This is a genomic window from Paenibacillus sp. FSL L8-0435, assembly GCF_037965655.1.
Taxonomy (GTDB): Bacteria; Bacillota; Bacilli; order Paenibacillales; family Paenibacillaceae; genus Paenibacillus.
In genome coordinates, this window is record NZ_CP150185.1 from 2,371,493 (window position 1) to 2,397,306 (window position 25,814).

General features: G+C 45.4%; 26 protein-coding genes. 24 read left to right on the forward strand and 2 right to left on the reverse strand.

The features are described 5' to 3' along the window. The first annotated feature begins 132 nt into the window (after positions 1–132). The 9 genes from NST33_RS10780 to NST33_RS10820 all read left to right on the forward strand — a co-directional run bounded on the left by NST33_RS10780 (position 133) and on the right by NST33_RS10820 (position 6,955). Positions 133–780 carry a hemolysin III family protein gene (locus NST33_RS10780; RefSeq protein WP_221824199.1) on the forward strand — a complete coding sequence of 216 codons (648 nt, stop codon included), beginning with the start codon at positions 133–135 and terminating at the stop codon, positions 778–780. Between the two features lie 261 nt (positions 781–1,041). Next, the gene (gene ylxM / locus NST33_RS10785; RefSeq protein ID WP_017689221.1) at positions 1,042–1,392 is read left to right on the forward strand and encodes a YlxM family DNA-binding protein; all 351 of its coding nucleotides are present in this window, start codon (positions 1,042–1,044) and stop codon (positions 1,390–1,392) included. Positions 1,393–1,456: 64 nt separating this feature from the next. Continuing rightward, positions 1,457–2,833 (forward strand): signal recognition particle protein, encoded by a 1,377-nt coding sequence (gene ffh / locus NST33_RS10790; protein ID WP_221824198.1) that lies wholly within the window; start codon positions 1,457–1,459, stop codon positions 2,831–2,833. 53 nt (positions 2,834–2,886) lie between these two features. Beyond that, a complete protein-coding gene (rpsP, locus tag NST33_RS10795) occupies positions 2,887–3,159 on the forward strand; it encodes a 30S ribosomal protein S16 (RefSeq protein WP_017689219.1) in 273 nt (90 codons plus the stop codon). Positions 3,160–3,182: 23 nt separating this feature from the next. After that, positions 3,183–3,413 carry a KH domain-containing protein gene (locus tag NST33_RS10800; RefSeq protein ID WP_017689218.1) on the forward strand — a complete coding sequence of 77 codons (231 nt, stop codon included), beginning with the start codon at positions 3,183–3,185 and terminating at the stop codon, positions 3,411–3,413. A 302-nt stretch (positions 3,414–3,715) separates the two neighbouring features. Continuing rightward, complete coding sequence (rimM, locus tag NST33_RS10805; protein ID WP_091031941.1) at positions 3,716–4,228, forward strand: ribosome maturation factor RimM; 513 nt, start codon at positions 3,716–3,718, stop codon at positions 4,226–4,228. A gap of 1 nt (position 4,229) precedes the next feature. Further along, on the forward strand, positions 4,230–4,997 hold the full coding sequence (gene trmD, locus NST33_RS10810; RefSeq protein WP_221824197.1) for a tRNA (guanosine(37)-N1)-methyltransferase TrmD: 768 nt from the start codon (positions 4,230–4,232) through the stop codon (positions 4,995–4,997). A 186-nt stretch (positions 4,998–5,183) separates the two neighbouring features. Then, complete coding sequence (locus NST33_RS10815; RefSeq protein ID WP_221824196.1) at positions 5,184–5,555, forward strand: VOC family protein; 372 nt, start codon at positions 5,184–5,186, stop codon at positions 5,553–5,555. Between the two features lie 152 nt (positions 5,556–5,707). After that, positions 5,708–6,955: a hypothetical protein gene (locus NST33_RS10820; RefSeq protein WP_221824195.1), complete on the forward strand. Its 1,248-nt coding sequence runs from the start codon at positions 5,708–5,710 to the stop codon at positions 6,953–6,955. Positions 6,956–6,958: 3 nt separating this feature from the next. On the opposite strand, the gene NST33_RS10825 is transcribed toward NST33_RS10820, so the two are convergent. Next, the gene (locus NST33_RS10825; protein ID WP_221824194.1) at positions 6,959–7,924 is read right to left on the reverse strand and encodes a polysaccharide deacetylase family protein; all 966 of its coding nucleotides are present in this window, start codon (positions 7,922–7,924) and stop codon (positions 6,959–6,961) included. Between the two features lie 352 nt (positions 7,925–8,276). Between NST33_RS10825 and rplS the strand changes: the two genes are divergently transcribed. The 10 genes from rplS to NST33_RS10875 all read left to right on the forward strand — a co-directional run bounded on the left by rplS (position 8,277) and on the right by NST33_RS10875 (position 16,966). After that, the gene (rplS, locus tag NST33_RS10830) at positions 8,277–8,618 is read left to right on the forward strand and encodes a 50S ribosomal protein L19 (protein ID WP_024630190.1); all 342 of its coding nucleotides are present in this window, start codon (positions 8,277–8,279) and stop codon (positions 8,616–8,618) included. A gap of 304 nt (positions 8,619–8,922) precedes the next feature. Continuing rightward, positions 8,923–9,543 carry a signal peptidase I gene (lepB, locus tag NST33_RS10835; protein ID WP_017689211.1) on the forward strand — a complete coding sequence of 207 codons (621 nt, stop codon included), beginning with the start codon at positions 8,923–8,925 and terminating at the stop codon, positions 9,541–9,543. Positions 9,544–9,573: 30 nt separating this feature from the next. After that, positions 9,574–10,437 (forward strand): ribosome biogenesis GTPase YlqF, encoded by an 864-nt coding sequence (ylqF, locus tag NST33_RS10840; RefSeq protein ID WP_221824193.1) that lies wholly within the window; start codon positions 9,574–9,576, stop codon positions 10,435–10,437. Between the two features lie 464 nt (positions 10,438–10,901). Continuing rightward, the gene (locus NST33_RS10845) at positions 10,902–11,603 is read left to right on the forward strand and encodes a ribonuclease HII (RefSeq protein WP_260632959.1); all 702 of its coding nucleotides are present in this window, start codon (positions 10,902–10,904) and stop codon (positions 11,601–11,603) included. A 30-nt stretch (positions 11,604–11,633) separates the two neighbouring features. After that, positions 11,634–13,691, forward strand: coding sequence for a DNA ligase (locus tag NST33_RS10850; RefSeq protein ID WP_339307885.1), 2,058 nt, complete (start codon positions 11,634–11,636; stop codon positions 13,689–13,691). Further along, entirely contained in the window at positions 13,688–13,999 is a 312-nt protein-coding gene (locus NST33_RS10855; RefSeq protein WP_036609395.1) for an EscU/YscU/HrcU family type III secretion system export apparatus switch protein, read from the forward strand. The genes NST33_RS10850 and NST33_RS10855 overlap by 4 nt, the downstream gene beginning before the upstream one ends. After that, positions 13,993–14,391: a YraN family protein gene (locus tag NST33_RS10860; protein ID WP_339307887.1), complete on the forward strand. Its 399-nt coding sequence runs from the start codon at positions 13,993–13,995 to the stop codon at positions 14,389–14,391. Before NST33_RS10855 ends, NST33_RS10860 begins: the two co-directional genes overlap by 7 nt. Before the next feature lie 322 nt (positions 14,392–14,713). Then, a complete protein-coding gene (locus tag NST33_RS10865; protein WP_139331839.1) occupies positions 14,714–14,875 on the forward strand; it encodes a paeninodin family lasso peptide in 162 nt (53 codons plus the stop codon). A gap of 59 nt (positions 14,876–14,934) precedes the next feature. Beyond that, positions 14,935–16,125 (forward strand): carboxypeptidase-like regulatory domain-containing protein, encoded by a 1,191-nt coding sequence (locus tag NST33_RS10870; protein WP_339307889.1) that lies wholly within the window; start codon positions 14,935–14,937, stop codon positions 16,123–16,125. Positions 16,126–16,414: 289 nt separating this feature from the next. Then, positions 16,415–16,966 carry a nitroreductase gene (locus tag NST33_RS10875; protein WP_221824188.1) on the forward strand — a complete coding sequence of 184 codons (552 nt, stop codon included), beginning with the start codon at positions 16,415–16,417 and terminating at the stop codon, positions 16,964–16,966. Positions 16,967–17,215: 249 nt separating this feature from the next. Here NST33_RS10875 and NST33_RS10880 read toward each other — a convergent pair whose 3' ends face one another. Continuing rightward, positions 17,216–18,826: a YifB family Mg chelatase-like AAA ATPase gene (locus NST33_RS10880; RefSeq protein ID WP_339307891.1), complete on the reverse strand. Its 1,611-nt coding sequence runs from the start codon at positions 18,824–18,826 to the stop codon at positions 17,216–17,218. A 483-nt stretch (positions 18,827–19,309) separates the two neighbouring features. On the opposite strand from NST33_RS10880, the gene NST33_RS10885 reads away from it, so the two are divergent. The 5 genes from NST33_RS10885 (at position 19,310) to topA (ending at position 25,753) form a co-directional block, all read left to right on the forward strand. Beyond that, positions 19,310–19,765 carry a MarR family transcriptional regulator gene (locus NST33_RS10885; RefSeq protein WP_076208912.1) on the forward strand — a complete coding sequence of 152 codons (456 nt, stop codon included), beginning with the start codon at positions 19,310–19,312 and terminating at the stop codon, positions 19,763–19,765. Between the two features lie 243 nt (positions 19,766–20,008). Beyond that, complete coding sequence (sucC, locus tag NST33_RS10890; protein ID WP_036609384.1) at positions 20,009–21,169, forward strand: ADP-forming succinate--CoA ligase subunit beta; 1,161 nt, start codon at positions 20,009–20,011, stop codon at positions 21,167–21,169. 63 nt (positions 21,170–21,232) lie between these two features. Next, positions 21,233–22,162, forward strand: a complete 930-nt coding sequence (gene sucD, locus NST33_RS10895) for a succinate--CoA ligase subunit alpha (RefSeq protein ID WP_221824186.1) — start codon at positions 21,233–21,235, stop codon at positions 22,160–22,162. 244 nt (positions 22,163–22,406) lie between these two features. Further along, on the forward strand, positions 22,407–23,537 hold the full coding sequence (gene dprA, locus NST33_RS10900) for a DNA-processing protein DprA (RefSeq protein ID WP_339307894.1): 1,131 nt from the start codon (positions 22,407–22,409) through the stop codon (positions 23,535–23,537). 116 nt (positions 23,538–23,653) lie between these two features. Next, on the forward strand, positions 23,654–25,753 hold the full coding sequence (gene topA / locus NST33_RS10905) for a type I DNA topoisomerase (RefSeq protein WP_221824184.1): 2,100 nt from the start codon (positions 23,654–23,656) through the stop codon (positions 25,751–25,753). The last annotated feature ends 61 nt before the right edge of the window (positions 25,754–25,814 follow it).

The window sequence follows — 25,814 nt, forward strand, 5'->3', positions numbered from 1 at the left end:
GGATGAATTAATAATGTTAACCGTATTGCCAGTGATATACGTGATAAGTGTCACGTGTAATGTCACTGGCAATACGTGTATAATGGAGGTATAAAGAAGGCAATGTTAAAGGGTTAGAAAGGACGGTTGAAAATGGCCAATACGTATACCTATTCTCGCCGTGAAGAAGTCGCCAATGCGGTGACACATGGAATCGGCGCTGCACTCAGTGTAGCTGCACTGGTGATATTGATTGTATTTTCAAGTATGAAAGGCACGGCCTGGCATGTGGTCAGTTTCACGATCTACGGGATCACCATGCTGCTGCTCTATACAAGCTCTACACTCGTGCATGCATGGAAAGATGGAAAAGTGAAAGATTTATTTGAGATTTTCGACCATTCTTCCATATATTTGTTTATTGCCGGATCATATACTCCGCTTTTGTTTATTGCTGTTCGCGGTACACTTGGATGGACCCTGTTCGGTATAATCTGGGGAATCGCATTATTCGGCGTGATCTTTAAGGCATTTTTTACGAAAAGGTTTCTATTCATGTCCACGATTTTCTATATTGCGATGGGCTGGCTCATCGTTATTGCCTGGCAACCGCTTATGGCTGCCATTCCTACAGGCGGCATTGTGCTGCTGGTTGCTGGAGGCCTGATGTATACACTGGGTACGCTCTTTTATGTATGGCGTGGATTTCCGTACCACCATGCGATTTGGCATCTCTTTGTGCTAGCAGGCAGTATTCTTCATTTCTTTATGGTACTGCTGTACCTGACGCCACTTCGTTAGAACACCATAAACGGATGCATCTCCACGGACTGAGACGCATTCGTTTTTTCTTCTACATAGAGGTGGGTCGCAGAGATACAGATTGGATTTGCTTGTTGTAAAAAGGGTATAAACCACCCGTTAAACATCGAAATAACATATCATCAGAGCTGTTTTTATTGTGACAAGTATTTTTGCTTGACAACCTGATTTGTTTTAGGTATTATTAGGAACGTTGCAAGAGTGTAAAGTGTTTTTCCTTGACGAAGGGAGTGCCCCGATGTGAGTCAAGAAAATCGGCTTGAGAAGACAAACCGGATTAACTTGCTGTTTGCTTTTTATGAATTGTTACTTACCGAGAAACAGCAGACTTTTCTAAAGTATTACTTTCATGACGATTTCTCACTTGGTGAAATTGCAGCCGAGTTTGAGATCAGCCGCCAGGCGGTATACGAGCATATCAAGCGTGCCGAACAAGTGCTGGAAAATTACGAAAGCAAGCTGGGCTTGCTGGAAAAGCATGAACGGCGTAATCGCAATCTTGAAGATTTGCAAAATGCATTGGAACGCGCAGGCGTCTCCATTGATAACAACAAACAAATACACGATATCGTTGCTCAGCTTAGTGAATGAAAAAACTGGCTGAGCGGAACGTATCGGTCTTGAAAACAGTATTAAAGCTTAAGGAGGTGGGATCATGGCATTTGAAGGATTAACGACCCGATTACAGAATGTGTTCAGCAAGCTGCGCGGCAAAGGCAAGGTGTCTGATGAAGATGTAGCCGAGGCTATGCGCGAGGTACGTCTGGCATTGCTCGAAGCGGATGTAAACTTCAAAGTGGTCAAGGAATTCATCGCCAAGGTGAAAGAGAAGGCTGTTGGCAAAGAAGTGATGGAGAGCTTCACGCCAGGAATGGTCATCATCGACATCGTTAACAAGGAACTAACGGATTTGATGGGTGGAAGCCAAGCGAAACTGGCTAAAGCGAACAAACCGCCTACGGTGCTGATGATGGTTGGTTTGCAGGGTGCTGGTAAAACAACCACATCCGGTAAACTGGCTAAAATGCTGCAAAAGCAAAACAGCAGACCATTGCTGGTTGCAGGAGATATTTATCGTCCGGCAGCGATCAAACAGTTGCAAGTACTTGGCGAGCAGATCAAAGCGCCGGTATTCTCACTGGGAGATCAGACAAGCCCTGTGGAGATCGCACGTCAAGGTCTCCAACATGCCAAAGATAACGGTAATGACTATGTCATTATCGATACAGCTGGACGTCTGCATGTTGATGAAGAACTGATGGAAGAACTTCGCCAGATTCACAGCGTAGTCAATCCGGATGAAGTACTGCTTGTCGTAGACAGCATGACAGGTCAGGATGCGGTTAACGTAGCAGAACACTTTAACCAGCAGCTTAATCTGACCGGGGTTGTCCTGACGAAACTGGATGGCGATACTCGTGGTGGTGCTGCACTTTCTGTCAAAGCAGTTACGGGTTGTCCAATCAAGTTTGCTTCCCTTGGAGAGAAACTTGACGCTTTGGAGCCGTTCCACCCGGAACGTATGGCTTCACGGATCCTCGGTATGGGTGATATGTTATCTCTGATTGAGAAAGCACAATTAAACATTGATACTGATAAAGCCAAGGAAATGGAACGGAAGATGCGTAATGCAGAATTCACGTTTGAAGATTTCCTGGAGCAGATGGATCAAGTGAAAAAGCTGGGACCAATCGATCAGATCATGGATATGATTCCTGGCATGGGCAAGATGAAACAAGCCAAGGATCTGAAGGTTGATGATAAACAGATGGGCCGGATTGAAGCGATCGTTTACTCAATGACGACCGAGGAGAAACGCAACCCGGACATGATCAACCATAGCCGCCGGAAGCGTATTGCTACCGGAAGCGGAACATCTCTGGCTGAAGTAAATCGTCTGATCAAGCAATTTGATGAGATGCGCCGCATGATGAAACAGTTCTCGGATATGATGGGACCTAAAGGCGGTAAAAATAAAGCGATGAAGCAGCTTAAAGGTATGGGTAAAGGAATGAAGTTTCCTTTCCGTTGATTTAAGCGAAGCTGGATCATATACAGATTTCATTGAAGGAGGTGAATTTTCAAATGGCAGTTCGTATTCGTCTGAAACGTATGGGTGCTCACAAAGCTCCTTTCTACCGCGTAGTGGTATCGGATTCCCGTTCCCCACGTGACGGTCGTTTTATCGAGGAGATCGGTTACTACAACCCGGTTGAACAACCGGCTGTTGTTAAGATCGATGAAGATAAAGCATTGGCATGGCTTCAAAACGGTGCACAAGCATCTGACACTGTCCGCAACTTGCTTAGCAAAGCGGGCGTGATGAAGAAGTTCCACGAGTCTAAATTATCTAAATAAAGTGCTGATTCGGAGGGTCATCTATGGAAGAATTAGTAAGCATAATTGCTAAGGCTTTAGTCGATCATCCGGAAGATGTGACGGTTCGGACGGTTGAGAAAGACCGGCTTGTCGTTTATGAATTAACCGTTCATCCTGACGATGTCGGGAAGGTAATTGGTAAACAGGGACGAATCGCGAAATCACTTCGTACGGTCGTCACATCAGCAGCAGTTAAGATGGATAAACGGGTTACCGTTGATATCATATCTTAAAGATATACGAAAGGGGGTTAGGATGCATGTCCTAGCCCCTTTTCGTGCATGCTGAACTTAATACGTTGGATTAGATATTGAATTAAAATATTTTTGGGTATGAGTGAGTTCGAAGCAGTGCAGGGGACGGGATCGATTCGGGAGAAGCGTTAGCGTTCGCCTTTATCACCTCATTTTCACCTTTTAAAGTAAGTTCGAAAAATGAGGGGGTAACAGCGATCGAAAGAACGAACCGTCGCCGGAACGACCGTACGAGAGTCGAAGTAGCTGCTTAGTTTGATTTAATTTCGTAGGAGGAACGTATGGCAGAGTTTATGAATGTAGGTAAAATCGTTAATACGCATGGAATTCGCGGTGAGGTGAGAATCATGCCTTTAACCGATTTCCCGGAAGTGCGTTTCGCGAAAAATGCAGAGTTGTTTTTCTTTACACCAGATAATCATCCAGTCATGGTTAACGTGGAGTCTTCACGTTTGCATAAAAATATGTATATTCTTCGTCTGAAAGAGTACGGCAATATTAATGAAGTAGAAAAGTTTAAAGGCGGCATGGCCAAAGTGTTAAAAGAGAACCTGGCAGAGCTGGACGAAGGTGAATACTACTTCCATCAAATCGTTGGGTGTTCGGTCATCACCGAAGAGGGTGAAACGCTTGGAACCATCTCTGAAATTTTGACTCCGGGTGCCAATGATGTATGGGTTGTCAAAACGCCAGCAGGTAAAGAAGTGCTGATTCCCGTTATTGATGATGTAGTGCTTGATGTGGACATCGAACAGAAGCAAGTGAAGATTCACCTGATGGAAGGGCTGCTGTAACATGAAAGTGGATGTATTAACGCTATTCCCGGAGATGTTTGACGGTGTATTTGGAGCAAGCATTTTGGGTAAAGCCCAAACGAAGGGGCTGGTGTCCCTCGGTGCAACCAACTTCCGTAATTATGCGACCAATAAACATAATACAGTAGATGATGCCCCTTATGGTGGAGGTGGAGGCATGGTGCTAAAACCAGATCCGATCTTTGCTGCTGTAGAAGATGTTCTGGAGCAACGCGGAGAAGCTGCGGCATCGATGAAACCTCCACGTATCATTCTAATGTGTCCGCAAGGTGAGACGTTTACACAGAAGAAAGCAGAAGAACTTGTGCAGGAAGATCATCTGATTTTTATATGTGGACATTATGAAGGTTACGATGAGCGCATCCGCGAATTTCTCGTGACGGATGAACTATCCATTGGTGATTACGTACTCACGGGTGGGGAGTTACCTGCTATGGTTGCGATCGACAGCATCGTACGTCTTATACCCGGTGTGCTTGGCAATGAGACAAGTGCCGTGACGGATTCCTTCAGCACTGGACTTTTGGAATACCCACATTACACACGTCCACCCGAGTTTAGAGGCATGAAAGTACCGGACATGCTGTTGTCAGGACATCACCTGAACATTGAGGCGTGGCGCAGAGAGCAATCTTTGCTTCGTACGCTGGAGCGCAGACCGGAGATGTTGGAAACAGCGGATTTGACGGACAAAGAACGTATTTGGTTGAAAAAGATACGCTCAAACCGTGAAAATGGCACAGAGTAAGTATAATGGTATAAACACGTAAATATTAAATATCCAGAGTTGCAAAAGGCCAACCTTGATACCCACAGGTTGGCTTTTTTTGTGTACATTGAAAAGAATACTGGATTTTTATTGGTATATTCTATAAGATAAAAATATAATTAATGAAACTAGGTTTCATTAAGTGAAACGAAAGGCGGTGTATGAATGTACAATATTATTGGTCTTGATCATATTCAGCTCGCAGCACCAGAAGATTGTGAAGTGCAGGCGCGTCATTTTTTCAATAAAGTACTGGGCTGGACGGAGATTCCTAAACCTGAAATTCTGAGAAAACGTGGTGGTGTATGGTTCGAGTGTGGCAGACACCAAGTGCATATTGGAGTACAAAGAGACTTTATTCCCGCCACAAAAGCTCATCCGGCATTTCATGTACAACATTTGGATCAGTTGCGTGAACATCTCATTCATAACCAAATTCATATTGTCGATGACGAAGCAAGGGCAGATGAAGGTGTAAGACGTTTCTATATAAATGATCCTTTTGGCAATCGCCTTGAGTTTTTAGAGTGGGTTTAAAATCATTCGTTTACATCGTTTAATTACGTAGGCACTTTTTTGCAGCTTTGAACTTTTTTGCATGATTCTAAATGGGGTTGTAAAAGAAAGGGATTTTCTTTATGGTGAACTCAGCTGGAATTCAATAATAAAGATAGCTGAGGAGGAAGGTTATGAATCATCAGCCTTATGAAATCGCCAGAGTAGATATTAGCCAAGCCGGAGAACGCTGCAAAATGCTTTTGGGAGATCTGAATGGGGACGGTAGACTTGAAATGTTGCTGGTACAGGCAGATGGGGGTATAGACGATCGGTATGTTCCGCATCAGGTATGTTGTTTGACTGTGTTTGATCTGGAAGGAACATTACTATGGCAGGTCGGAACTCCCGATCCCGATGCAGGTGGTCCGGGTTCAGACTATCCCGCTCAGGTCGCAGATTGGGATGGAGATGGAAATAATGAAGTATTGTGTGTGATGGACAAACAATTTCTCGTATTGGATGGCCGGACCGGAGAGATCAAAGAAACACGTGATCTGCCAGGTGATGAAGCACATGACTGTATTATTCTCGCCAATCTGACGGGTAACCAGCAGAGAATGGACATTATACTGAAAGACCGCTATAAGACGTTATGGGCACTTGACCATGATTTTAATTTGTTATGGAAGCATGAAGGGAATCCAGGACATTTTCCATGGGTATATGATATCGATGGAGATGGGAAAGATGAAGTGATGGCCGGATATGACATGTTGGATCATGATGGGACGTTATTATGGTCTTGTCTTAATCTCGATGATCATGCTGACTGTATATGGTTTGGAGACGTTGACGGTGATGGGGAAGTTGAGGTTGTTATCGGTGGCAGTGTTACGGTCATGATGGACCGCTATGGTAATGAGAAGTGGCGTTATGAAGATTCGATTGAATCACAGCATATTGCGTTAGGTCATTTTTGTACTGGAATGGAAGGTTTACAGATTGCAGGTCTGGACCGGATTGTCCGTGGGGATGAGAATGGTAAGGATGGAATGTTCATGCTGGATAGCGCAGGGAGAGAAATTTGGAAAGAAAATCGCACGACTCGTGGTTGGTTAACCATTATAGAGCCTGTTTGTAAATGGGATGAAGGTGGACTCGATTATATTTTGGCTTATCGCCGAGGTGGAGATGTGTTGCCTTCTTTGGTGGATGGAAATATGAAAACGGTTACTGAATTCCCGAAAGAGGGATATGTAGTACATGCAGATCTGGTTCAGACCGGACAGGAACAGATCATCATCTATGACGCAAAGGAAGCAGTGATTTATTCCAGTTCTCCGATGACATTATCACTTACCGATGCAAAAAGAGCCAAGCCACAGCTCAAAAGGCTGTATAGCTCGACTCTGTATCCAGGCGGTGAAGTTAAACTCTAGGTTTCACTGGTCATTCTCCGATGCAGGTAATTCGTTCTGCGGACTGGATTCGGGTTGAAGCAAGGACGCCAGATCAGTACCTGTCGAGACCGTCAAGCGAGGCAGCTTCATGGGATGATCTCCTGGATGCACAAATCCAGACTTTACGGTAAATGCCATGCGATATCCATGTTGTTGTAACTTGTAGATCATCTGTGTGCTGGTATAACCAAATGGATAGGCCAGATAAGGTGTGTCGATTCCGGTTTGCTTCATATGCTGGATATCATCATCCAGAAGGCTGGTGTCCAGACCGACAGGCACACTGTTACCACAGCGCATAAATCCCTTGTGATGCAGGTTATAGGTGTGGCTGTTAAATTCAAATACGTCAGTTGCCGCCTGCATCTCTGGCTTGGAGATGAAACTGTTAATGGCGGGCTCAAATTCCGAAGGTTGATCTTGAATTTTACTGCCTATGACAAACAGCGAGGCGTGAAAATTATATTTCTGAAGCACAGGGTAAGCTAATGTATAATTGTTCTGGTATCCGTCATCAAAGGTAATGACAATGGACTTCTGTGGTAGGGAAATTCTCCCGTTAACATATTGTTCAAGCTGATTCAGTGTAATCGTTTGGTAGCCTTCATCATGCAGGTATTTCATATTTTGCTCAAAATCCTCCAGATTAATGATGGATTTATTATCTGTCTCGTGATTATTCAATTTGGGCTCTATGTAATGATACATCAGTACAGGGACTTCTGTAGCCGTACCTTGTTCAATCTTGAAGGTAGAACGATCCAGCGCAGATTGGTTAGAGAAGTCAGTGTGTGACAGCTCGAATGCTTTGCGTTTGACTATGTCCCAGGATGTGCAGGCTTTGTGTGACAGTGCATTCGTGGGATGAGTTACGGCATATGCATATAGTGTAATGGAGCATGTGAGCATGGCAAGTAGGGCCAGTGTGATCTTATTCCAATATTTCATGAGTCTTTGGATTCTCCTTTTAAAGTGGTCAATAAGTTATATCATAGACGATATTGCTACACGGGAAGTTACAGTATTTTTTCCTGCATCAGGTTGACTTGCAGATGAGAACGTTGATTCATGATCCATATGAGAGAATGTATTTTAGAATGAGGTCAACATGAGATGGAGATGAGTATCAGCGTTGCTGATTGAACAATAGGCATTCTGTCTAATTTCTCTTGTGTTTTGATATGCTGCGTGATACAATAAGTCTGTTATGTGGAATACGGCGGTCCTCTATGGATAATGAAGGAGACAAGGTGATCTCTGGAAGAAGTATGAACGCCTGTACGGAAGGAGGGAGTCATAGATGAATATCGTTCAAGCGATTACACAAGAACAACTTCGTAAGGATATTCCGAGTTTTCGTCCTGGTGACACTTTGAAAGTGCACGTTAAGGTAATCGAGGGAACTCGTGAGCGTATCCAATTGTTCGAAGGTGTTGTGATTAAACGCCGTGGTGGTGGAATCAGTGAGACTTTTACAGTTCGTAAAATTTCTTACGGTGTAGGTGTGGAAAGAGCTTTCCCGCTTCATTCCCCAAAAATCGATAGAATCGAAGTGGCTCGCCGTGGTAAAGTTCGTCGTGCGAAGCTTTATTATCTTCGTGAACTACGCGGTAAAGCAGCGAGAATTAAAGAAATTCGTTAATATAACGGATACCGGGAAGGGCTTGGAGACAAGCCCTTTTCGTTTTTGTCCGGGAAAAGTTGAACCGGAGGTACACTTCCGAGTAAAATGGTATGGCAACGCATGCGGGAATAGTCCGGGAGGCTTGTAAAATCAGTTATTGGAAAACATTTGAATTGTGGATTAAATGTACTGTAATGCTTGGTGAAAGATTACATAACTGATGTGAATGTTTTGTATCCATCCATTGAGTTATTGGAACGATACAGAATGCTGGATGTGTGTACTGCTATAAACATGTACTGTGAAGAGAGGAAGATCTTGAATGGAACAAGAAGTTCAACATGACCGGGGCAATCCTGCCGAAGAGAAAAACAGTCGATCCAAAAAAGCCAAAAATGAAATTGTTGAATGGCTTAAAGCCATTGTTATCGCATTAGTTCTCGTCATTCTCATTCGGTGGTTGCTCTTCAAACCGTTTGTTGTGGACGGTCCGTCCATGCAGCCGAATTTTGAAACGGGTGAACGTGTGATCGTCAACGAGATCTTATATGATATCAGAGAACCAAAGCGCGGTGAAGTTATCGTCTTCCACGTACCATCCGAAGGTCGGGATTTCATTAAACGTGTTATTGCTGTAGAAGGTGATACCGTTGAGGTTCAGGACGATACCGTGATGGTTAACGGTAAAAAGGTTGATGAAACGTATATTCAAGGAGCCATTGATGCAGCTGAAGCAAATGGTGGAACCTATAACGTGAAGGATTTCCCGAATGAGCAGTTCCCTGATGGCAAAGTGCCTGCAGGTCATGTGTTTGTCATGGGAGATAACCGTCCAAATAGTACAGACAGCCGTATGATCGGTTATGTTTCGTTAAAAGATATTATTGGTCGTGCAGATGTGATTTTCTGGCCGATCGGTGAGATCAAGTGGATCAACCACTGAAATTGAAGTAAATAATGAGGTGAAGACAAGGTGACGATACAATGGTTTCCAGGTCATATGACTCGAGCCAGACGCCAGATTCAGGATAAGTTAAAGCTCATCGACGTGGTCATCGAACTATTGGATGCCCGTCTGCCTGTCTCCAGCCGTAATCCGATGATTGACGAAATATTGCTGGATAAACCCCGGATGATTTTGTTGAACAAATCGGATTTGGCAGATGCCAAAGTGACGCAAGAATGGATTGAATATTTCAAAAAAGAAGGAATTACTGCTTTTCCTGTAGATGCTTCGACAGGCACTAATGTTAAAGACATTCCGGTACAGGCGAAGCTTCTTCTTAAAGAAAAAATTGACCGTCAAATTGCTAAAGGGATTAATCCTCGTGCGGTTCGCGGGTTGATCGTAGGGATTCCCAATGTAGGAAAATCAACACTGATTAACCGACTGGCTGGACGGAGTATTGCGTTAACAGGAGATCGTCCTGGTGTGACGAAGGGGCAACAGTGGATTAAGGTAGGCAAAGAAATGGAGTTATTGGATACTCCAGGTATTCTTTGGCCTAAGTTCGAAGATCAAAATGTAGGTTATCGTCTTGCCGTAACTGGTGCGATCAAAGAAGAAATTCTGAATGCAGAGGATATCGCCTTTTTTGGAATCAGTTATCTGATGCGTTATTACTGGGACGCTTTGGAAGAGAGATACGGACTTCAGGAGTTCTCCAGGGATGCAGATGATTCGGACAGTGTTATTGCGATTATGGAACAAGTCGGCCGTATCCGTGGTTGCATTGTAAGCGGTGGACGCATTGATCTGGAAAAGGCATCACGAGCATTTCTGCGTGAACTGCGGGCGGGTAAAATGGGACGTTTTTCTATGGAAGCTCCCTATTAAAAAAATGGACTTTACACGATGAAGATCATTATCTTTATCTGTTCATTTCATATATACAAGTGCCGAAAGAAGCGGCCGTTACCGGATTACCGGGAGCGGTCGTTTTTTTGTGTATACCAACGTGGGAGTAGAGCTGGAACATACGTCGAAAACGATAAAATGGAAGAGGATTGAAGAACAGTGCGCTTTATGGAATTGGCAGACCTATATATCAGGTGCGTCAGAATCGTGCTATGATGAATGGTGGTGCAAATTAGAATACACGAGGTCTGATATATTCAATTTAAACCATCAAATACCGATAAATGAAGACATCACTATCTTTATATTGAAAACCCTCAAGGAAAAGTTTTGCTGTGAGAGACAGGTTGTACAGAACAAAAGACAGAGGATATACGTCTATATTATAAAAAATTGTAAGTGATACACATGCTGAAAAAGCGTGGGTAGAGGAGATGAACGTTATGGTTGAAAATAAAGAAGAGATCGGGTTGAATCTACTGGAGAACCCAATTGGACCAAAGAAGAAAAAAGAAGCCAGTGAACCTCGAGATCTGTTGCTCTATGAGCGGGAGTATTGGGACAGTGGATTTGAACGTATTGCTGGTATTGATGAGGTAGGACGGGGATGTTTGTTTGGGGATGTTGTCGCAGCTGCAGTTATTTTACCGAAGGATCTCATCCTGGAAGGTGTGAATGATTCCAAGAAATTAACGGAGAAAAAACGTGATGCATTATATGACGTCATTATGGAAAAAGCGCTGGCGGTAGGTATCGGGTACGCGGATGCCGAGACAATTGATCGGCTTAACATCAAGCAGGCTGCGAGACTTGCGATGAAACGAGCTGTTGAAGCATTGGGAGAAACTCCTGATTATATGCTGGTGGATGCCGAGAAGGTGGATGTGAATGTACCTCAACTGTCCATTATTAAAGGTGACGCCAATAGTCAATCGATCGCAGCGGCATCTATTATTGCCAAGGTAACGCGAGATCGGCTGTGCAAGGAAGAATGGGATACGTTATATCCGGAATATGGTTTGTCGATACATAAAGGATATGCAACAAAAGTTCATCGGGAGCAAATTATGGCATTGGGGGCAACCCCGATGCATCGGCGCAGTTTTCTGGGCAACCTGCTTGGAGAGCAGCAATCGTTGTTTTAACACAGGTTTAAAGAAAGGAGGGGGAGAGATTTGAATATCGGTTCCATGATAAAGGGGTTAATGGGAGATAGTAAACCCGGCAATGCCAAACCGCTTGAATTAAAGGAAGGTCAGGTGGTTCGTGGCTCCGTCGTTAGTGTATCCGATGATGGGGGAGAAGCAGTTCTGCAGATTCAAGGTGTGCAGGTGCGCGCCAAGTTGGAGACTCCACTCCGTCCGGGTGAGACCACGTTACTTCAAGTGCAGCCTTCAGGTGAAAATGGCATAACGGTAATGAAACCTATGTCCGGAACACTTGCTGAGCTGCCACAAGCTTCGCTGAACAACCTGCTTAAGGATGTAGGACTACCGGATACAAAAGGGAACCGGGAACTGTTACTTGCCATGCAGCGTAGCGGAGTGCCGCTAACGAAAGATAATGTGGCAATGGTTCAAAATATGATGACTGCCAAACCTGCACAGGTCCCTGTGGAAGAATGGGTGCAGGCGACAGGAATTGCTTTTCAGCGTGGCCTTCCGGTTACGGCGGAAACAGTAAAAGGATTACACCAGACGGTGTTTGGCCCCCCTCTGCATCAGTTATTAAGCGGGTTGGCTGACCAGTTGGAAACGATGCTGACACAAACAACAGGTAAACAGGTACTGACTGGAGAACAATCTGCTACGTTGAAACCAGCAGTCATGGCTGGTGCACCTGTAGTACCGAATGCATCACAGACAGAAGAAGGACTGGCTACATCAGGCAATGGTCGTCAGATGACTGGAACCGGAACACCTACTTTGTCAACGCAACAAGGACAAGCGGCATTGGCAGGATCTATATCCATGACTGATAGTGGGGCAGAGGATGCAGGTACTGCGGTGAAAGGAAACATGCAGACTGGCGGAGGTACAGGAAATGCTGAAGCCGGGGCAAAGGCAGTTGCCAGCAACGTTGAAACGGCTGGCAAAGGAGGTGCCGGTATTCCGTCTGGAACCGGAATACCTGGCGAGAGCCCGCGCGGGGCTGACGCGGGGCAAGCTGTGAGCCGCCCGGGAACCCCAGGCGCGGCTACAGAATCTGTGGCTGGCCGTGCAAGTGCAGGCCAGCCTGAAGCAGGCGCGGCCGGGCGAACTGACGGCCGCGCTGAAACGCCTGCTGCTGCGGGGACTCCGTCCGCAGCAGGCCAGGCGGCGCCAGCAGCGCCTACGGCAGCGCAGCTGGCGCCCAAGCTGCTGACGCTGCTGGACGCCCTGCGCAGCGCGTCCACTGCCGCACCGGCACAGCCTGGTGCGGCAGCACAGGCCGCCCCTGCATCGCAGGGCGGCCAGGCGGCTGTGGCTGCCGGAGGCGTGCCGCAGCCGTTGCCAGCCGGCGCTGATGCGCCGCCGGCTGGCGGTACTGCCGCAGCACCTGCGGGAGCTGCGGCAGTGCACGCGCCTGTCACCCACGAGGGGGACCCGTGGGTGGGGCGCGTGCTGAAGCTGCTCGGTGCGGAGCACGAGCAGCAGGCCGTTCACGGCGCGGTAGCGCAGCCGCGCGTAGGGGATGTGGCGAGTCCGGCGAATGCGGACACGCTGAAGGGCTTGCTGCTGCAGCTTGCCAGCAGCGAAGGTGCACCAGCAGCGCTTAAGGATGCCGCCGGACAGGCCGTGCAGTATCTGACAGGTCAGCAGTTATTGCTAACGACAGATCGCAGTGCTACTTTTGCACAGATGCACTGGTTTATTCCGATCACTGGACCGGACGGGGAAGAAACGGCGTCTGTTCAGATTCAGTCTCGCAGAGGTCAACGTGGAGAGCTGGATGCGTCCAACTGCCGTCTATGGTTTGATCTGGACATGAAAAGTCTTGGGCCTACTCTGGTAGATGTGCATGTGGTTAATAACATTGTCAGTCTGCGTGTATTGAATGATCGCGAAGGAATGGGACCGCTCCTGGAGAGTGGACGAGAGGTAATCCACCAGGCATTGGACAAGCTGGGCTATCAACTGCTGACCTTCAAGGCGGAACCGTGGCCTGCCGGCCAGGAGCCGGGCGCGGAACGAAAAACGAGGGCCTCGGACTATAGTCCTGAACGATACAAAGGGGTGGACTTGAAGGTATGAAAGACGAGTCGTCACAACCGGACCTGCTCTCCAAAAAGGCGGTTGCCCTAAAATATGTCCCTGGAGAGAGCGAAGCGCCTGTTGTTGTAGCCAAGGGGCGCGGCAAAGTGGCAGAAGCCATTCTGGATAAAGCCAGAGAAAACGGCGTGGCTGTTCAGGAGGATGCAGCACTTGTGGAGGTACTCTCCAAGTTGGATCTGGATGAACAGATTCCGGCAGAACTGTATCAACTGGTCGCAGAGGTGCTAACGTACGTCTACCGTGCAGATCGCATGGCCTCAGGACGTGAGGAAAATGAGTCATGGTAGAACGTAGATTGGGTCAGGAGCCAGGATTAAAGCTCACACGACAGCAGAAAGGCCGATTAGGTGAAGAGGCTGCCTGTCAATGGTTGCGAGAGCACGATTATCGGATCATTAGACAGAACTGGCGTTGCCGTAGCGGTGAGATTGACATCATTGCTTCCAGCGAGGGCCTGATTATCTTTGTGGAAGTAAGAAGCAGAAGTGGAGCCGCTCAGTACGGTACACCTCAGGAATCGGTTGATATGCGTAAAATGCAGCAGGTGCGTTCAACCGCATCCGTGTATTTGCAAATGACGGGAGAGACGGAACTTCAGATCCGTTTTGATGTAATTGCCGTAATGCTTGATCAAGCAGGAGAGATTGTCTCTCTGAATCATATTGTTAATGCTTTTTAAGAATTACACTCGAAGTTATTGCTGTATCAATAGATACGATTTGTATCATTTTAGTGTGAGTCGGTCAGTGATTTCGAAGTACAAGTTTAATTATGTCTTATCTTTGCATTGTTTTAGTTTTGAAATTAGTTAATATACTAAAGCCGCAATTCCTATTTATACAGGAACTGCGGCTTTTTTTGATTTAACTATGAAATCACAAAACGGAGAAAATAGAGCATTGATAATAAAATCATTGTATTTCAGAATTTTTAGATACAAATCGTATCATTTGTAATAAAATAAGAACGTTGAAAAATTTAAAGAGAGGTTGGTGGGATGTATGAAAGAGCTTCAGAATACTTCGAACAACACAGTAAAACAAGTATGGGAGTGCCCTCGGATGGAAGTGCTGGATATCAGCGAGACCATGAACGGTGGACAGGGGATTTGGCAATATGTTTGGGACGGAGAATTCTGGAAGCTTGAACTTATGGTCAGTTAATTTAAGAGGTTAAAGAGGAATGTTTGATCAATAAAATAAATGGTGAGGTGTAGTGGAAGATGCAGACAAGTATCAAATGGATCATTCGACTAAGTACACTATCTTTATGTTTCATTTTGTTTGGAATCATGTATTCCGGAGTTTCTTATGCTGCTGAATCTGACAATGCGGTTAGTGTGTCAGGTAAAGTGATTGATCGTCAGGGATTGCCTGTCAAGGACGCCACAGTCAAGTATTGGCTTGATTATGGGAATAAGGAACACAGCGTGGAGACAGATGAGAGTGGGAATTATCGTATTATTGAATCCGTTGAGAACTATACTGTATTTACCTTTTCAGTTGAAGCAGAGGGGTATGTGCCGTATCGACATCACACTTACTATAGTTTAAGGGGTGGAGAGCAAAAACAGCTTGATTTTCATATTTATGAACCTTCCACGATTGTAGGAACAGTCAAAGATCAGGCGGGCAGACCTGTTCCAGATGCTCGTATAAAAGTAACAAGTGTCTTTGATCGTATAGTGAAAACTGATCAGCAAGGTCGATATGCGGTTACAGGAATTGATTACGCCTATAATCCGAACATTGCAATATGGATAGATGCCGATGATTATATGCTATATGAACAGGATCGCTTGGGTGTCCGGGAGGGGGGAACCTTGAGAAAGGATGTTGTTTTGGCAGAGGCGGCACACGTGCGTGGAAAAGTAATAGATGAAGCGGGCAATCCGATAACTGGTGCTAAAGTTTATGCTGGCGGTTCGGCAACGACAGATGCTCAAGGCGATTATTTTATAAAGCGCGTACCAACAGGGGCCAGAACGATAACGGGAGAAGCAGCAGGATATCTAAAAACGAGCCTAAGCGTTACTCTTGTAAAAGGAGATCATAATACGTTTAATATCGTACTTAAGAAGGATGCAGATATTACACCTCCAGTAACCAAGTACAGATTAGTTCCTATTACAGATACTGTGAACGGGAAAATATACATCAAAGGATTTACATTCAGACTTCAGGCAACAGACGAAGTCAAAGGTTCGGGCGTAAAAACAACGCAATATCGAATCAATGGGGGAGAATGGAAGAACTATGAAGGACCCGTCAAGTTTTATGCCCCTGATGTCAAGGTGGTAGAGTACTATAGTACAGATGTTGCAGGTAACCAGGAGAAGTACAACAAAATGGATTTTGTTAATGGCACATTTGAAGGGAATGGCACGTTTGAAGGGGCGAGTTATGACGATTGATTACTTGTTGATAAGATATGTGAATGAATAACAACATGAGAATAAAAGACGGTTCTGACTTGATGATCCCTCGTGGTGAATCAAGATTCAGAGTCGTCTTTTCTGTTCGTAATGAACTTAACGGTAATGACCTCTGCCGCCCCTTTGAATCTCGTGATCAGATGGGTGTATAATCAAGAAGGTAAACTGGAATTTATTTTTTATGTCATAAAGAAATTATAATGAGTGTACTAGGCCGCGAATCACTATTGCGGTTGCAAATGATTTTATAATCAGGGAGGTACGGCCGATGAGTAAAGCTACGAAAACAACAAATGAAGTCAGAAATGCGATTCAAAACCGTCGTACGGTGAAAAAATTCAAAAAAGAAGCTGTTCCTACACAGCAGATTATAGAATTGCTGGATACGGCAGTCTGGGCTCCTAACCATAAACTGCGTGAACCTTGGAGATTTTTGTTGTTTACCGGAAATGGACGGAAGAAACTGGCCGAGGCTATTGATGCAGAAATGGGAGAAGACAACAAATTTTCACCCAATATTATGCAAGTTCCATCCGTTATGCTTGTCGTGCTGGAAGAAGATCCAAGACAGAATATCTGGGACGAAGACTTTGCTGCGGTCAGTGCATTGGTTCAGAACTTTATGCTTGCAGCCTGGAGTGAAGACATTGGAACGTTCTGGGTGACCAAGCCATTCTTGTACGCTCCCAAATTCCGCAAATCGCTTGGAATAGAGGCGGGAGAGAAGATTGTAGGTATGATTTATATGGGATACCCTGATGTTATTCCTTCTGCCAAAGAACGCACACCAGCTAAGGAGAAACTCACTCTTTTCGAATAAAAAATTATTAAAAACCTTAGCTACCTACGATCCCCGTATGTTTATGTTTCAGGAAACTCTACGTACAAGTACCTTTCTCCACAGAAGAGAAGGGCTTGTACGTTTTTTTGTCATGTTGGTGTATCCGGATTGTAGAATCTGCATAAAGAATCCTTCTCGATCTTCCTCTGTTGTTTACAGTTTCATGCCCATTTCACTACCTTTGGGTAAATCGGCCTGTTCTTTCCTCCATATGCTTCTAAAATAGCTTCAAAATAAATTAAGATCCAATTGACGATACTGGATGGCTTCAGCCACATGAGCTGTCACAATTTCACCTTCATGGTCCAGATCGGCAATTGTCTGTGCCATCTTGATAATTCGATCATGTGCACGCATGCTCAGGTTTAACGTTTGCAGCGTTTGCTCTAACAGTTGCTCTGCCTCTTGAGGGAGTTGGATTGTACGTCGCAAAAGCGTGCCCGAAAGCTGGCTATTCCAACGGACCGAACTTTGAGCATAACGTGAAGCCTGAATTTGATGAGCGTGGATTACTTTTGCCTGCATTTCTTCAGATGAAGGGGAAGCAGCAGACTTGCGCCACTCACCTGGTGGAGGAACCTCGACCTGAAGGTCAATGCGGTCCAGCAGTGGTCCTGAAATTTTGGCTCGGTACGCGGCAACACGGGCTGGACTACATATGCATCGTTGTTCCTCCGAATGAGCGGACAAATATCCGCAGGGACAGGGATTCATGGAACATGCAAGCATGAACTGGGCCGGAAAGGTGAATGCAGCGCGAGCCCGACTAATTGTCACTGTGCGATCCTCTAACGGCTGCCTTAATACCTCCAGCACTTGGCGCTGAAATTCAGGTAATTCATCCAGAAACAATATTCCCCGATGGGCAAGGCTCACTTCACCTGGTTTTGGGATACCACCGCCTCCAATCAGACCAGAGGAGGATATCGTGTGGTGAGGGGAGCGAAAAGGTCTGTCTGCAATCAGGCCTTGAGGCGCTTCTTTTAATTTGCCTGCAGCACTTAATACTTTGGTTACTTCCAACGCTTCATCTTCTGACAAAGGAGGAAGGATGGAGGGCAGACGTTTGATTAACATCGTTTTGCCCGTGCCTGGCGGTCCAACGAGCAGTATGTTATGCATGCCTGCTGCAGCAATCATAAGCGCGCGTTTTACATGGTGCTGCCCCAGAACATCGCTATAGTCGTCTGCAAATAATGGTGTTTGTCTCGGCTTCCTATCCGCCATCTTATGAGTCTTATCCGTTATAGGCGCAGCGAGGTGTGCATAATTTTTCAACACGACTGGTCCTGCATTCGAATTATTGGGTATTCCAACCGAACTTGCAGATTGATCTAAATTTTCCGGAGCAATATCCTGTAAATGTCGAATGCCAAACACCTGGATACCTCGAATCAGTGACGCTTCCTCTACGTTATCCAAAGGCAGGAGCACAGAAGTAAAGCCTTGTCGTTTGGCCAGGTCCACCATGGATAAAATGCCGGGCACGGACCTGATCGAACCGTCCAACGCCAGTTCGCCAACCACTAGTGTCCGTTCCTGGGGAGGCAGTACAAGCTGACCGCTTGTCATAAGTAAACCAATAGCAATGGCCAGATCAAAGGAAGATCCTTCCTTGCGCAGATCAGCGGGGGCCAGATTGATTGTGATCCGCTGTAAAGGGTACTGATATCCGCAATTTTTAATCGCTGCACGGACACGCTCAACGGCCTCACGAATAGCTGAATCCGGTAAACCGATGATGGATGTCTGTGGCAGACCATTGGATAAATCGGTTTCCACCTCGATCAGTACACCATCGATTCCGTACAAACACGCACTGTGTAATTTTCCATACATAACAAAGAAACACCTCACTCGATTCTTGACTCCGCAAAATACGGGCCAGTCTACGAATTAAGGTGCTTCCTCAGCTTCTATTAAGCATTTTATATAAAAGGAATCATGGAGTCAACCTGTCATTCTCATTGCTGTAGTCATCTTTCCTGATCCCTGAATTTTATTTTTGGAAGGAAATCATTAAATAGCTTTGGCGAAAATGGTTACGTATTAAACTTTCATTATGATTATCAAATTTGGCCCGAGAAAACGCGAATGTATTCCATGGACCTTATGTAATATTTTTATCGAATTATGAGATGTACTTACGGCTCATCTATTCGTTTTTTTATATTTCACACAATCTAATTTATCATAATTAAATTGAATAGTAAAATCATTTGTGCTCAATTATTCTGTTTTTTTTCTAATTTGTGATAAGATAGATTTATAGTTCCTTTTTTATAAGGAATAGAATGCACAATAGGCAGGTGAGAAAGATATATGCAGACTGACAGTTTGAAGCTGGATAACCAATTATGCTTTGCCATATATGCTTGTTCACGGGAGATTACGAAGATGTACCAGCCTTATCTCGAGGTGCTCGGCGTAACGTATTCACAGTATCTGGTTCTGATGGTATTGTGGGAACGTGAAGAATGTACGGTTAAGGAGATCGGGGAGGCACTCTATCTCGATTCGGGAACGTTGACACCACTTCTCAAACGGTTACAGTCAGCAGGACTTATTAATCGCGAACGCTCTGCTCAGGATGAACGAAAAGTATTAATTACATTAACCGACTCCGGCCGTGAGCTGCGGAACAAGGCATTATCCATACCTGAATCCATTCAGGGTGATGCGTGTTTGAACAGTACAGAGTTTGAAGCTTTGCTGGGTCAGTTCAAAGGGTTGCTGGAGAAAGTTCACCAAACCAACACGAACGCAGCCAAAAAATAAAATGTAGTTTTAGATCAAGGAAACCTTAGCTTTTAGCTGAGGTTTTTTCCATATATACCCAAGCATTCACAATATGGGATCATACTCATATCAAAATACTGTCTATTAACCATTAATTTTTTAAGGAAAGCGTTTTAAAAACGTGTTACAATGAATTGGGTTTAAGTGAAAATAGTCAACATTTGTCTTTTGTTAGTCTACCAACCCGCCTTGTTGCAGTCATGTTGATAGGAGGATTCGAGAATGAATATCCATGAATATCAAGGAAAAGAAGTACTGAAACAGTATGGAGTTACCGTTCCAAACGGAAAGGTTGCTTATACAGTCGATGAAGCGGTTGCGGCCGCAGAGGCACTGGGCAGTCCGGTGACTGTTGTTAAAGCGCAAATACACGCAGGTGGCCGGGGTAAAGCCGGCGGCGTAAAAGTGGCGAAGAGTACGGATGAAGTTCGTGCCTATGCTTCCGAAATTCTGGGCAAAGTATTGGTAACACACCAGACTGGACCAGAAGGCAAAGAAGTGAAACGTCTTCTGATTGAAGAAGGATGCGATATCCGCAAAGAGTATTATGTGGGTGTTGTTGTGGACCGTGCCACAGGCCGTGTAGTTATGATGGCTTCCGAAGAAGGCGGTACTGAGATTGAAGAAGTAGCTGAAGCTACACCTGAGAAAATTTTCAAAGAAATTATTGACCCTGCTATTGGATTGCAAGTGTTCCAGGCCCGTAAACTGGCTTACAGCATTAAGATTCCGAATGAACTGGTGAACAAAGCTGTTAAGTTCATGCTCGCGCTGTACACTGCATTTGTCGAAAAAGATTGCTCTATTGCCGAGATCAATCCTCTCGTTGTTACCGGAGATGGAAACGTTATCGCGCTAGATGCAAAATTGAACTTTGACTCCAACGCCCTGTTCCGTCACAAAGACATTTTGGAACTGCGTGATCTGGATGAAGAGGATGAAAAAGAAATCGAAGCTTCCAAATACGACCTCAGCTACATAGCACTTGATGGCAACATCGGCTGTATGGTCAATGGTGCGGGACTTGCGATGGCAACGATGGACATTATCAAATACTACGGTGGAGACCCGGCCAACTTCCTTGACGTTGGGGGCGGTGCGACAACGGAGAAGGTGACTGAAGCATTTAAGATCATCTTGTCCGATGCCAAAGTAGCTGGGATCTTTGTTAACATCTTCGGTGGCATCATGCGCTGTGATGTTATCGCCAATGGTGTTGTTGAAGCCGCGAAGCAGCTTGGCCTGACCAAACCGCTGGTTGTTCGTCTTGAAGGAACTAACGTGGAGCTTGGCAAACGTATTCTGGGTGAATCTGGCCTGAATATTGTTCCTGCTGATTCCATGGCCGATGGTGCACAGAAAATTGTTGCCCTCGTAAAATAAGTTCATTCCTTAGTACCGGAGCTGTCCGGGAATTGAAAAATAACCGTAAGGATGTGAAGCAACGTGAGTATTTTGATCGATAAAAATACAAAAGTCATTACGCAAGGCATTACGGGTTCAACGGGAATGTTCCACACGAAGGGCGCATTGGACTACGGAACCCAGATGGTAGGCGGAGTTACACCGGGTAAAGGCGGAACTAATGTGGATATCACGTTGGAAGACGGTACAGTAGCTAGTCTGCCGGTGTTCAACACTGTGGAGGAAGCGAAGGAAGCTACAGGCGCAACAGCGAGCGTCATTTACGTTCCTCCTGCATTTGCAGCAGATTCCATTATGGAAGCTGTTGATGCTGAGCTGGACCTCGTAATCTGTATTACAGAAGGTATTCCGGTTCTTGACATGATCAAGGTTGACCGCTTCATGGAAGGCAAAAATACCGTCCTGATCGGACCAAACTGTCCAGGTGTCATTACACCAGGAGAATGTAAAATTGGTATCATGCCTGGTTATATCCATATGGCGGGGCACGTAGGCGTTGTTTCCCGTAGTGGAACACTTACCTATGAAGCCGTTCATCAACTGACGACACGTGGCATTGGACAATCCTCTGCTGTAGGAATCGGGGGAGACCCTGTAAAAGGCTCCGAGTTCATTGATATCCTCAAACGGTTCAATGAAGATCCACAGACTCATGCGGTCATCATGATTGGTGAGATTGGTGGTACAGCTGAAGAGGATGCTGCAGATTGGGTACGTGAAAACATGACCAAACCGGTTGTTGGCTTTATCGGTGGCGTAACAGCGCCTCCAGGCAAACGGATGGGCCATGCTGGCGCTATTATCTCTGGTGGTAAAGGTACAGCCAAAGAGAAAATTGCGAAGCTGGAATCATGTGGAATCAAAGTAGCACCAACTCCTGCTGAGATGGGTTCGACTTTGGTGAGTGTACTTGAGGAACGCGGTATTTTGAATTTGTGCACGACACATTAATTCTTTTTCGTTATAATAGAAGAAACGGCTCGGAAATGATCTATTTCTGGTAGACCGACTATTATGGTTACGGAAAAGGTAAGCAACCTTTTGTCCTTAAACAGGGCGAAGGGTTGCTTTTTTGCGTTTTTTTTACGGCAAAAAGGGTAGGAATTGTCTCCCACCTGCGTAAACGCTTGCATTCCGTGGTCACTTAACACACAATATGAGGGAAGATCTCTTCCCGCTTTGGGAGGTTTATGGTATGGAAGAACGATGGATCTTGTTTGGGTTACATGAGATGGAGGGTATTGGCAAGAAAACGATCTCGAAACTGATTCTGGGACAACATGAATTACCCGATCTATTGAATTATGGGGAAAGCGACTGGGTCGCAGCAGGCTTGCGCAAAGATCAGGCTGCACGTTTGGCTAGCCAATTTACTATCGATTGGATTGAGAGTAAAAGAGAACACGTTTACAATCTGGGGATAGAGGTTATTACTTATCTGGATCAGAATTATCCCATATTAATGAAGGAAACCGTTCAGCCTCCCTGGGTAATGTATGCTCGAGGGGATGTTAGTTTGCTACACAATTCGTCTATTGCCATGGTGGGAACTCGTATGCCAACCGTGTATGGGCGCAAAGTTGGAGAGAAGCTGGCAGAACAATTATGCAATGCAGGACTGACGATTGTAAGCGGGCTTGCCCGCGGTATTGATAGCGTATGTCATGAGGTAGTACTACGTGCTAAAGGAAAAACGATTGCCGTATTCGGAACAGGGATTGATCATATATACCCACCCGAAAATACAAGCCTCGCAGAGCGAATCGCGGAGACAGGTCTGCTTTTGTCGGAATATCCACCAGGTACAAGAGCACGCCAGGGATTATTTCCGGAACGGAATCGAATCATTGCCGGTCTGACACTGGGAACATTGGTTGTTGAGGCTGACATTCGCAGCGGCTCACTCATTACAGCAGATGCTGCGCTTGAAGCAGGCAGGGATGTATTTGCAGTCCCTGGACCTATCACATCACCGAAAAGTCAGGGAGCACACAATCTTATCCGTCAAGGGGCCAAATTGGTCACTTGTGCAGCAGATGTATTGGAAGAGTATCGATTGGGCTTGCCAAATGCAGAACAACTTCCTTACAATAGAGGACGTTCGACCGAAACAACCGAGTCTTCCGGGCGAGGGATATTCGCTGAGGTTAAGCTCTCTCCAGATGAACAACGTGTGATTTATCTGTTGGAACAGGGAGAACAATCATTGGATCAACTAGTTGAGCTGCTTGGTTGGGATTTTGGACATTTGCATTCAGTTCTGTTATCTTTAATCATAAAAAAGCAGATTAGCCAATTACCAGGCACTAAATACGCGAGGGTATGACGAAGCTACAACCTACGCAGTGTGTGGAAATATATAATTAGCAGAAGTTATTAATTATGCATAAGCTTACAGAAACAGTTTCATGACAGTTTCATGACTGAGAGGAGGATGAACCTATGGCGGATGCACTCGTAATCGTGGAGTCGCCCTCAAAGGCGAAGACGATAGGCAAATATTTAGGCAGCAAGTTCATCGTAAAAGCTTCGATGGGGCATGTTCGCGATTTGCCAAAGAGTCAGATCGGCGTTGAGGTAGAGAATGATTTTAATCCGAAATATATTACGATCCGCGGCAAAGGTTCAATTTTGAAAGAACTGAAGGATGCACGGAAGAAAGTGAAAAAAGTGTATCTCGCAGCTGACCCGGATCGCGAAGGTGAGGCTATCGCATGGCATTTGGCCCATGCCCTTGAACTGGACGATACGGCAGATTGCCGGGTTGTATTTAATGAAATTACAAAACAGGCGGTCAAAGATGCGTTCAAAACGCCGCGGAAAATCAATATGGATTTGGTTAACGCGCAGCAGGCAAGACGTATTCTGGATCGACTCGTTGGATATAAAATTAGTCCGTTATTATGGAAGAAAGTGAAAAAAGGTTTGTCTGCAGGCCGGGTTCAGTCCGTGGCTGTAAAAATCATTTTAGATCGTGAAAATGAAATTGATGATTTTGAGCCGGAAGAATACTGGAGCATTACCGCTAAACTGACAGCAGACGGCAATCCGTTTGAAGCCAAGTTTCATAAACTGAACGGGGCCAAAACAGAGCTGGGTAGTGAAGCGGAAGTGCAAGCGATCTTGAAACAGATCGAAGGAGCCGACTTTACGATCAAGGAAGTTAAAGAGAAAGAACGGAGCCGTAACCCTTCCGCCCCGTTTACGACGAGTTCTCTGCAACAGGAAGCGGCGCGTAAATTGAATTTCAGAGCTTCCAAGACGATGTCGGTCGCCCAACAACTATATGAAGGTGTAGACCTTGGAAAAGAAGGCACAGTAGGTCTCATCACGTATATGCGTACGGACTCCACACGAATTGCGGCATCTGCACAAGAAGAAGCCAAAGAATATATCGTTGGTAAGTATGGTGAGCCATTTGCACCTGAGTCTCCACGAAACTATTCCAAAAAAGCAGCTAATGCTCAGGATGCGCATGAAGCAATTCGTCCAACTTCAATTCTGCGTGATCCTGACTCAATCAAGTCATTCATGAGTCGCGATCAGTTCCGCTTGTATAAACTGGTATGGGAACGTTTTGTAGCGAGCCAGATGTCTTCGGCTATCCTGGATACACTCTCTGTAGATATTGCTGCGGGGGACACCATTTTCCGTGCAGCAGGTTCGAAGGTGCGGTTCCAAGGTTTCATGAAGGTATATGTTGAAGGAAACGACGATGGTACAACCGATGAAGATCGTCTGCTGCCTCCGTTGAAAAGTGGAGATGTGCTTGATAAGCAGGAGATTGAGCCAAAACAGCATTTTACACAACCGCCACCCCGATATACGGAGGCAAGGTTGGTTAAGACGCTTGAGGAATTGGGTATAGGGCGTCCGAGTACATATGCGCCAACACTGGAGACCATTCAGAAGCGCGGATATGTTGCGATAGAGGAAAAGAAATTCATGCCAACCGAGCTTGGTGAACTGGTCATCGAACAGATGGAAGAGTTTTTCCCGGAAATCCTGAATGTAGAATTTACCGCAAACATGGAAGGTGATCTTGACCATGTTGAGGAAGGTTCCGAGGATTGGGTCAAAGTACTCGCAGAATTCTATGAATCTTTTGAGAAACGCCTTGAGTTTGCGGAAGAAGAAATGAAAGAAATCGAGATTGAAGACGAAGTATCAGATGAGATCTGTGAGAAGTGCGGCAAACCGCTGGTTTATAAACTCGGGCGTTTTGGCAAGTTTCTTGCGTGCTCTGGCTTCCCTGATTGCCGGAATACCAAACCGATTATCAAGGATATCGGCGTGACTTGTCCGAAGTGTAAGGAAGGTCATGTTGTTGAGCGTCGTAGCAAAAAAGGACGTATTTTCTACGGTTGTGACAAATATCCTGAATGTGATTTTGTCTCATGGGACAGACCTTCAGCCAAACCATGTCCAAGTTGCGGATCGCTAATGATTGAAAAGCGGAACAAAAAGGGAGCACGATTGCAGTGTACTTCATGTGATCATCAGGAGCCGGTGGATGAACCGGATGACGAATCAGCGGATTAGTATATATGTGAATCAATTCAATTATAGTGAAATATGAAATTGCTTTATGGGGGTAAATGAT

Coding starts and splice junctions, on each gene's coding strand:
- NST33_RS10780 (WP_221824199.1), top strand. CDS start 133: ATGGCCAATACGTATACCTATTCTCGCCGTGAAGAAGTCGCCAATGCG.
- ffh (WP_221824198.1), top strand. CDS start 1,457: ATGGCATTTGAAGGATTAACGACCCGATTACAGAATGTGTTCAGCAAG.
- rpsP (WP_017689219.1), top strand. CDS start 2,887: ATGGCAGTTCGTATTCGTCTGAAACGTATGGGTGCTCACAAAGCTCCT.
- NST33_RS10800 (WP_017689218.1), top strand. CDS start 3,183: ATGGAAGAATTAGTAAGCATAATTGCTAAGGCTTTAGTCGATCATCCG.
- rimM (WP_091031941.1), top strand. CDS start 3,716: ATGGCAGAGTTTATGAATGTAGGTAAAATCGTTAATACGCATGGAATT.
- trmD (WP_221824197.1), top strand. CDS start 4,230: ATGAAAGTGGATGTATTAACGCTATTCCCGGAGATGTTTGACGGTGTA.
- NST33_RS10815 (WP_221824196.1), top strand. CDS start 5,184: ATGTACAATATTATTGGTCTTGATCATATTCAGCTCGCAGCACCAGAA.
- NST33_RS10820 (WP_221824195.1), top strand. CDS start 5,708: ATGAATCATCAGCCTTATGAAATCGCCAGAGTAGATATTAGCCAAGCC.
- NST33_RS10825 (WP_221824194.1), bottom strand. CDS start 7,924: ATGAAATATTGGAATAAGATCACACTGGCCCTACTTGCCATGCTCACA.
- rplS (WP_024630190.1), top strand. CDS start 8,277: ATGAATATCGTTCAAGCGATTACACAAGAACAACTTCGTAAGGATATT.
- lepB (WP_017689211.1), top strand. CDS start 8,923: ATGGAACAAGAAGTTCAACATGACCGGGGCAATCCTGCCGAAGAGAAA.
- NST33_RS10845 (WP_260632959.1), top strand. CDS start 10,902: ATGGTTGAAAATAAAGAAGAGATCGGGTTGAATCTACTGGAGAACCCA.
- NST33_RS10855 (WP_036609395.1), top strand. CDS start 13,688: ATGAAAGACGAGTCGTCACAACCGGACCTGCTCTCCAAAAAGGCGGTT.
- NST33_RS10860 (WP_339307887.1), top strand. CDS start 13,993: ATGGTAGAACGTAGATTGGGTCAGGAGCCAGGATTAAAGCTCACACGA.
- NST33_RS10865 (WP_139331839.1), top strand. CDS start 14,714: ATGAAAGAGCTTCAGAATACTTCGAACAACACAGTAAAACAAGTATGG.
- NST33_RS10870 (WP_339307889.1), top strand. CDS start 14,935: ATGCAGACAAGTATCAAATGGATCATTCGACTAAGTACACTATCTTTA.
- NST33_RS10875 (WP_221824188.1), top strand. CDS start 16,415: ATGAGTAAAGCTACGAAAACAACAAATGAAGTCAGAAATGCGATTCAA.
- NST33_RS10880 (WP_339307891.1), bottom strand. CDS start 18,826: ATGTATGGAAAATTACACAGTGCGTGTTTGTACGGAATCGATGGTGTA.
- NST33_RS10885 (WP_076208912.1), top strand. CDS start 19,310: ATGCAGACTGACAGTTTGAAGCTGGATAACCAATTATGCTTTGCCATA.
- sucC (WP_036609384.1), top strand. CDS start 20,009: ATGAATATCCATGAATATCAAGGAAAAGAAGTACTGAAACAGTATGGA.
- dprA (WP_339307894.1), top strand. CDS start 22,407: ATGGAAGAACGATGGATCTTGTTTGGGTTACATGAGATGGAGGGTATT.
- topA (WP_221824184.1), top strand. CDS start 23,654: ATGGCGGATGCACTCGTAATCGTGGAGTCGCCCTCAAAGGCGAAGACG.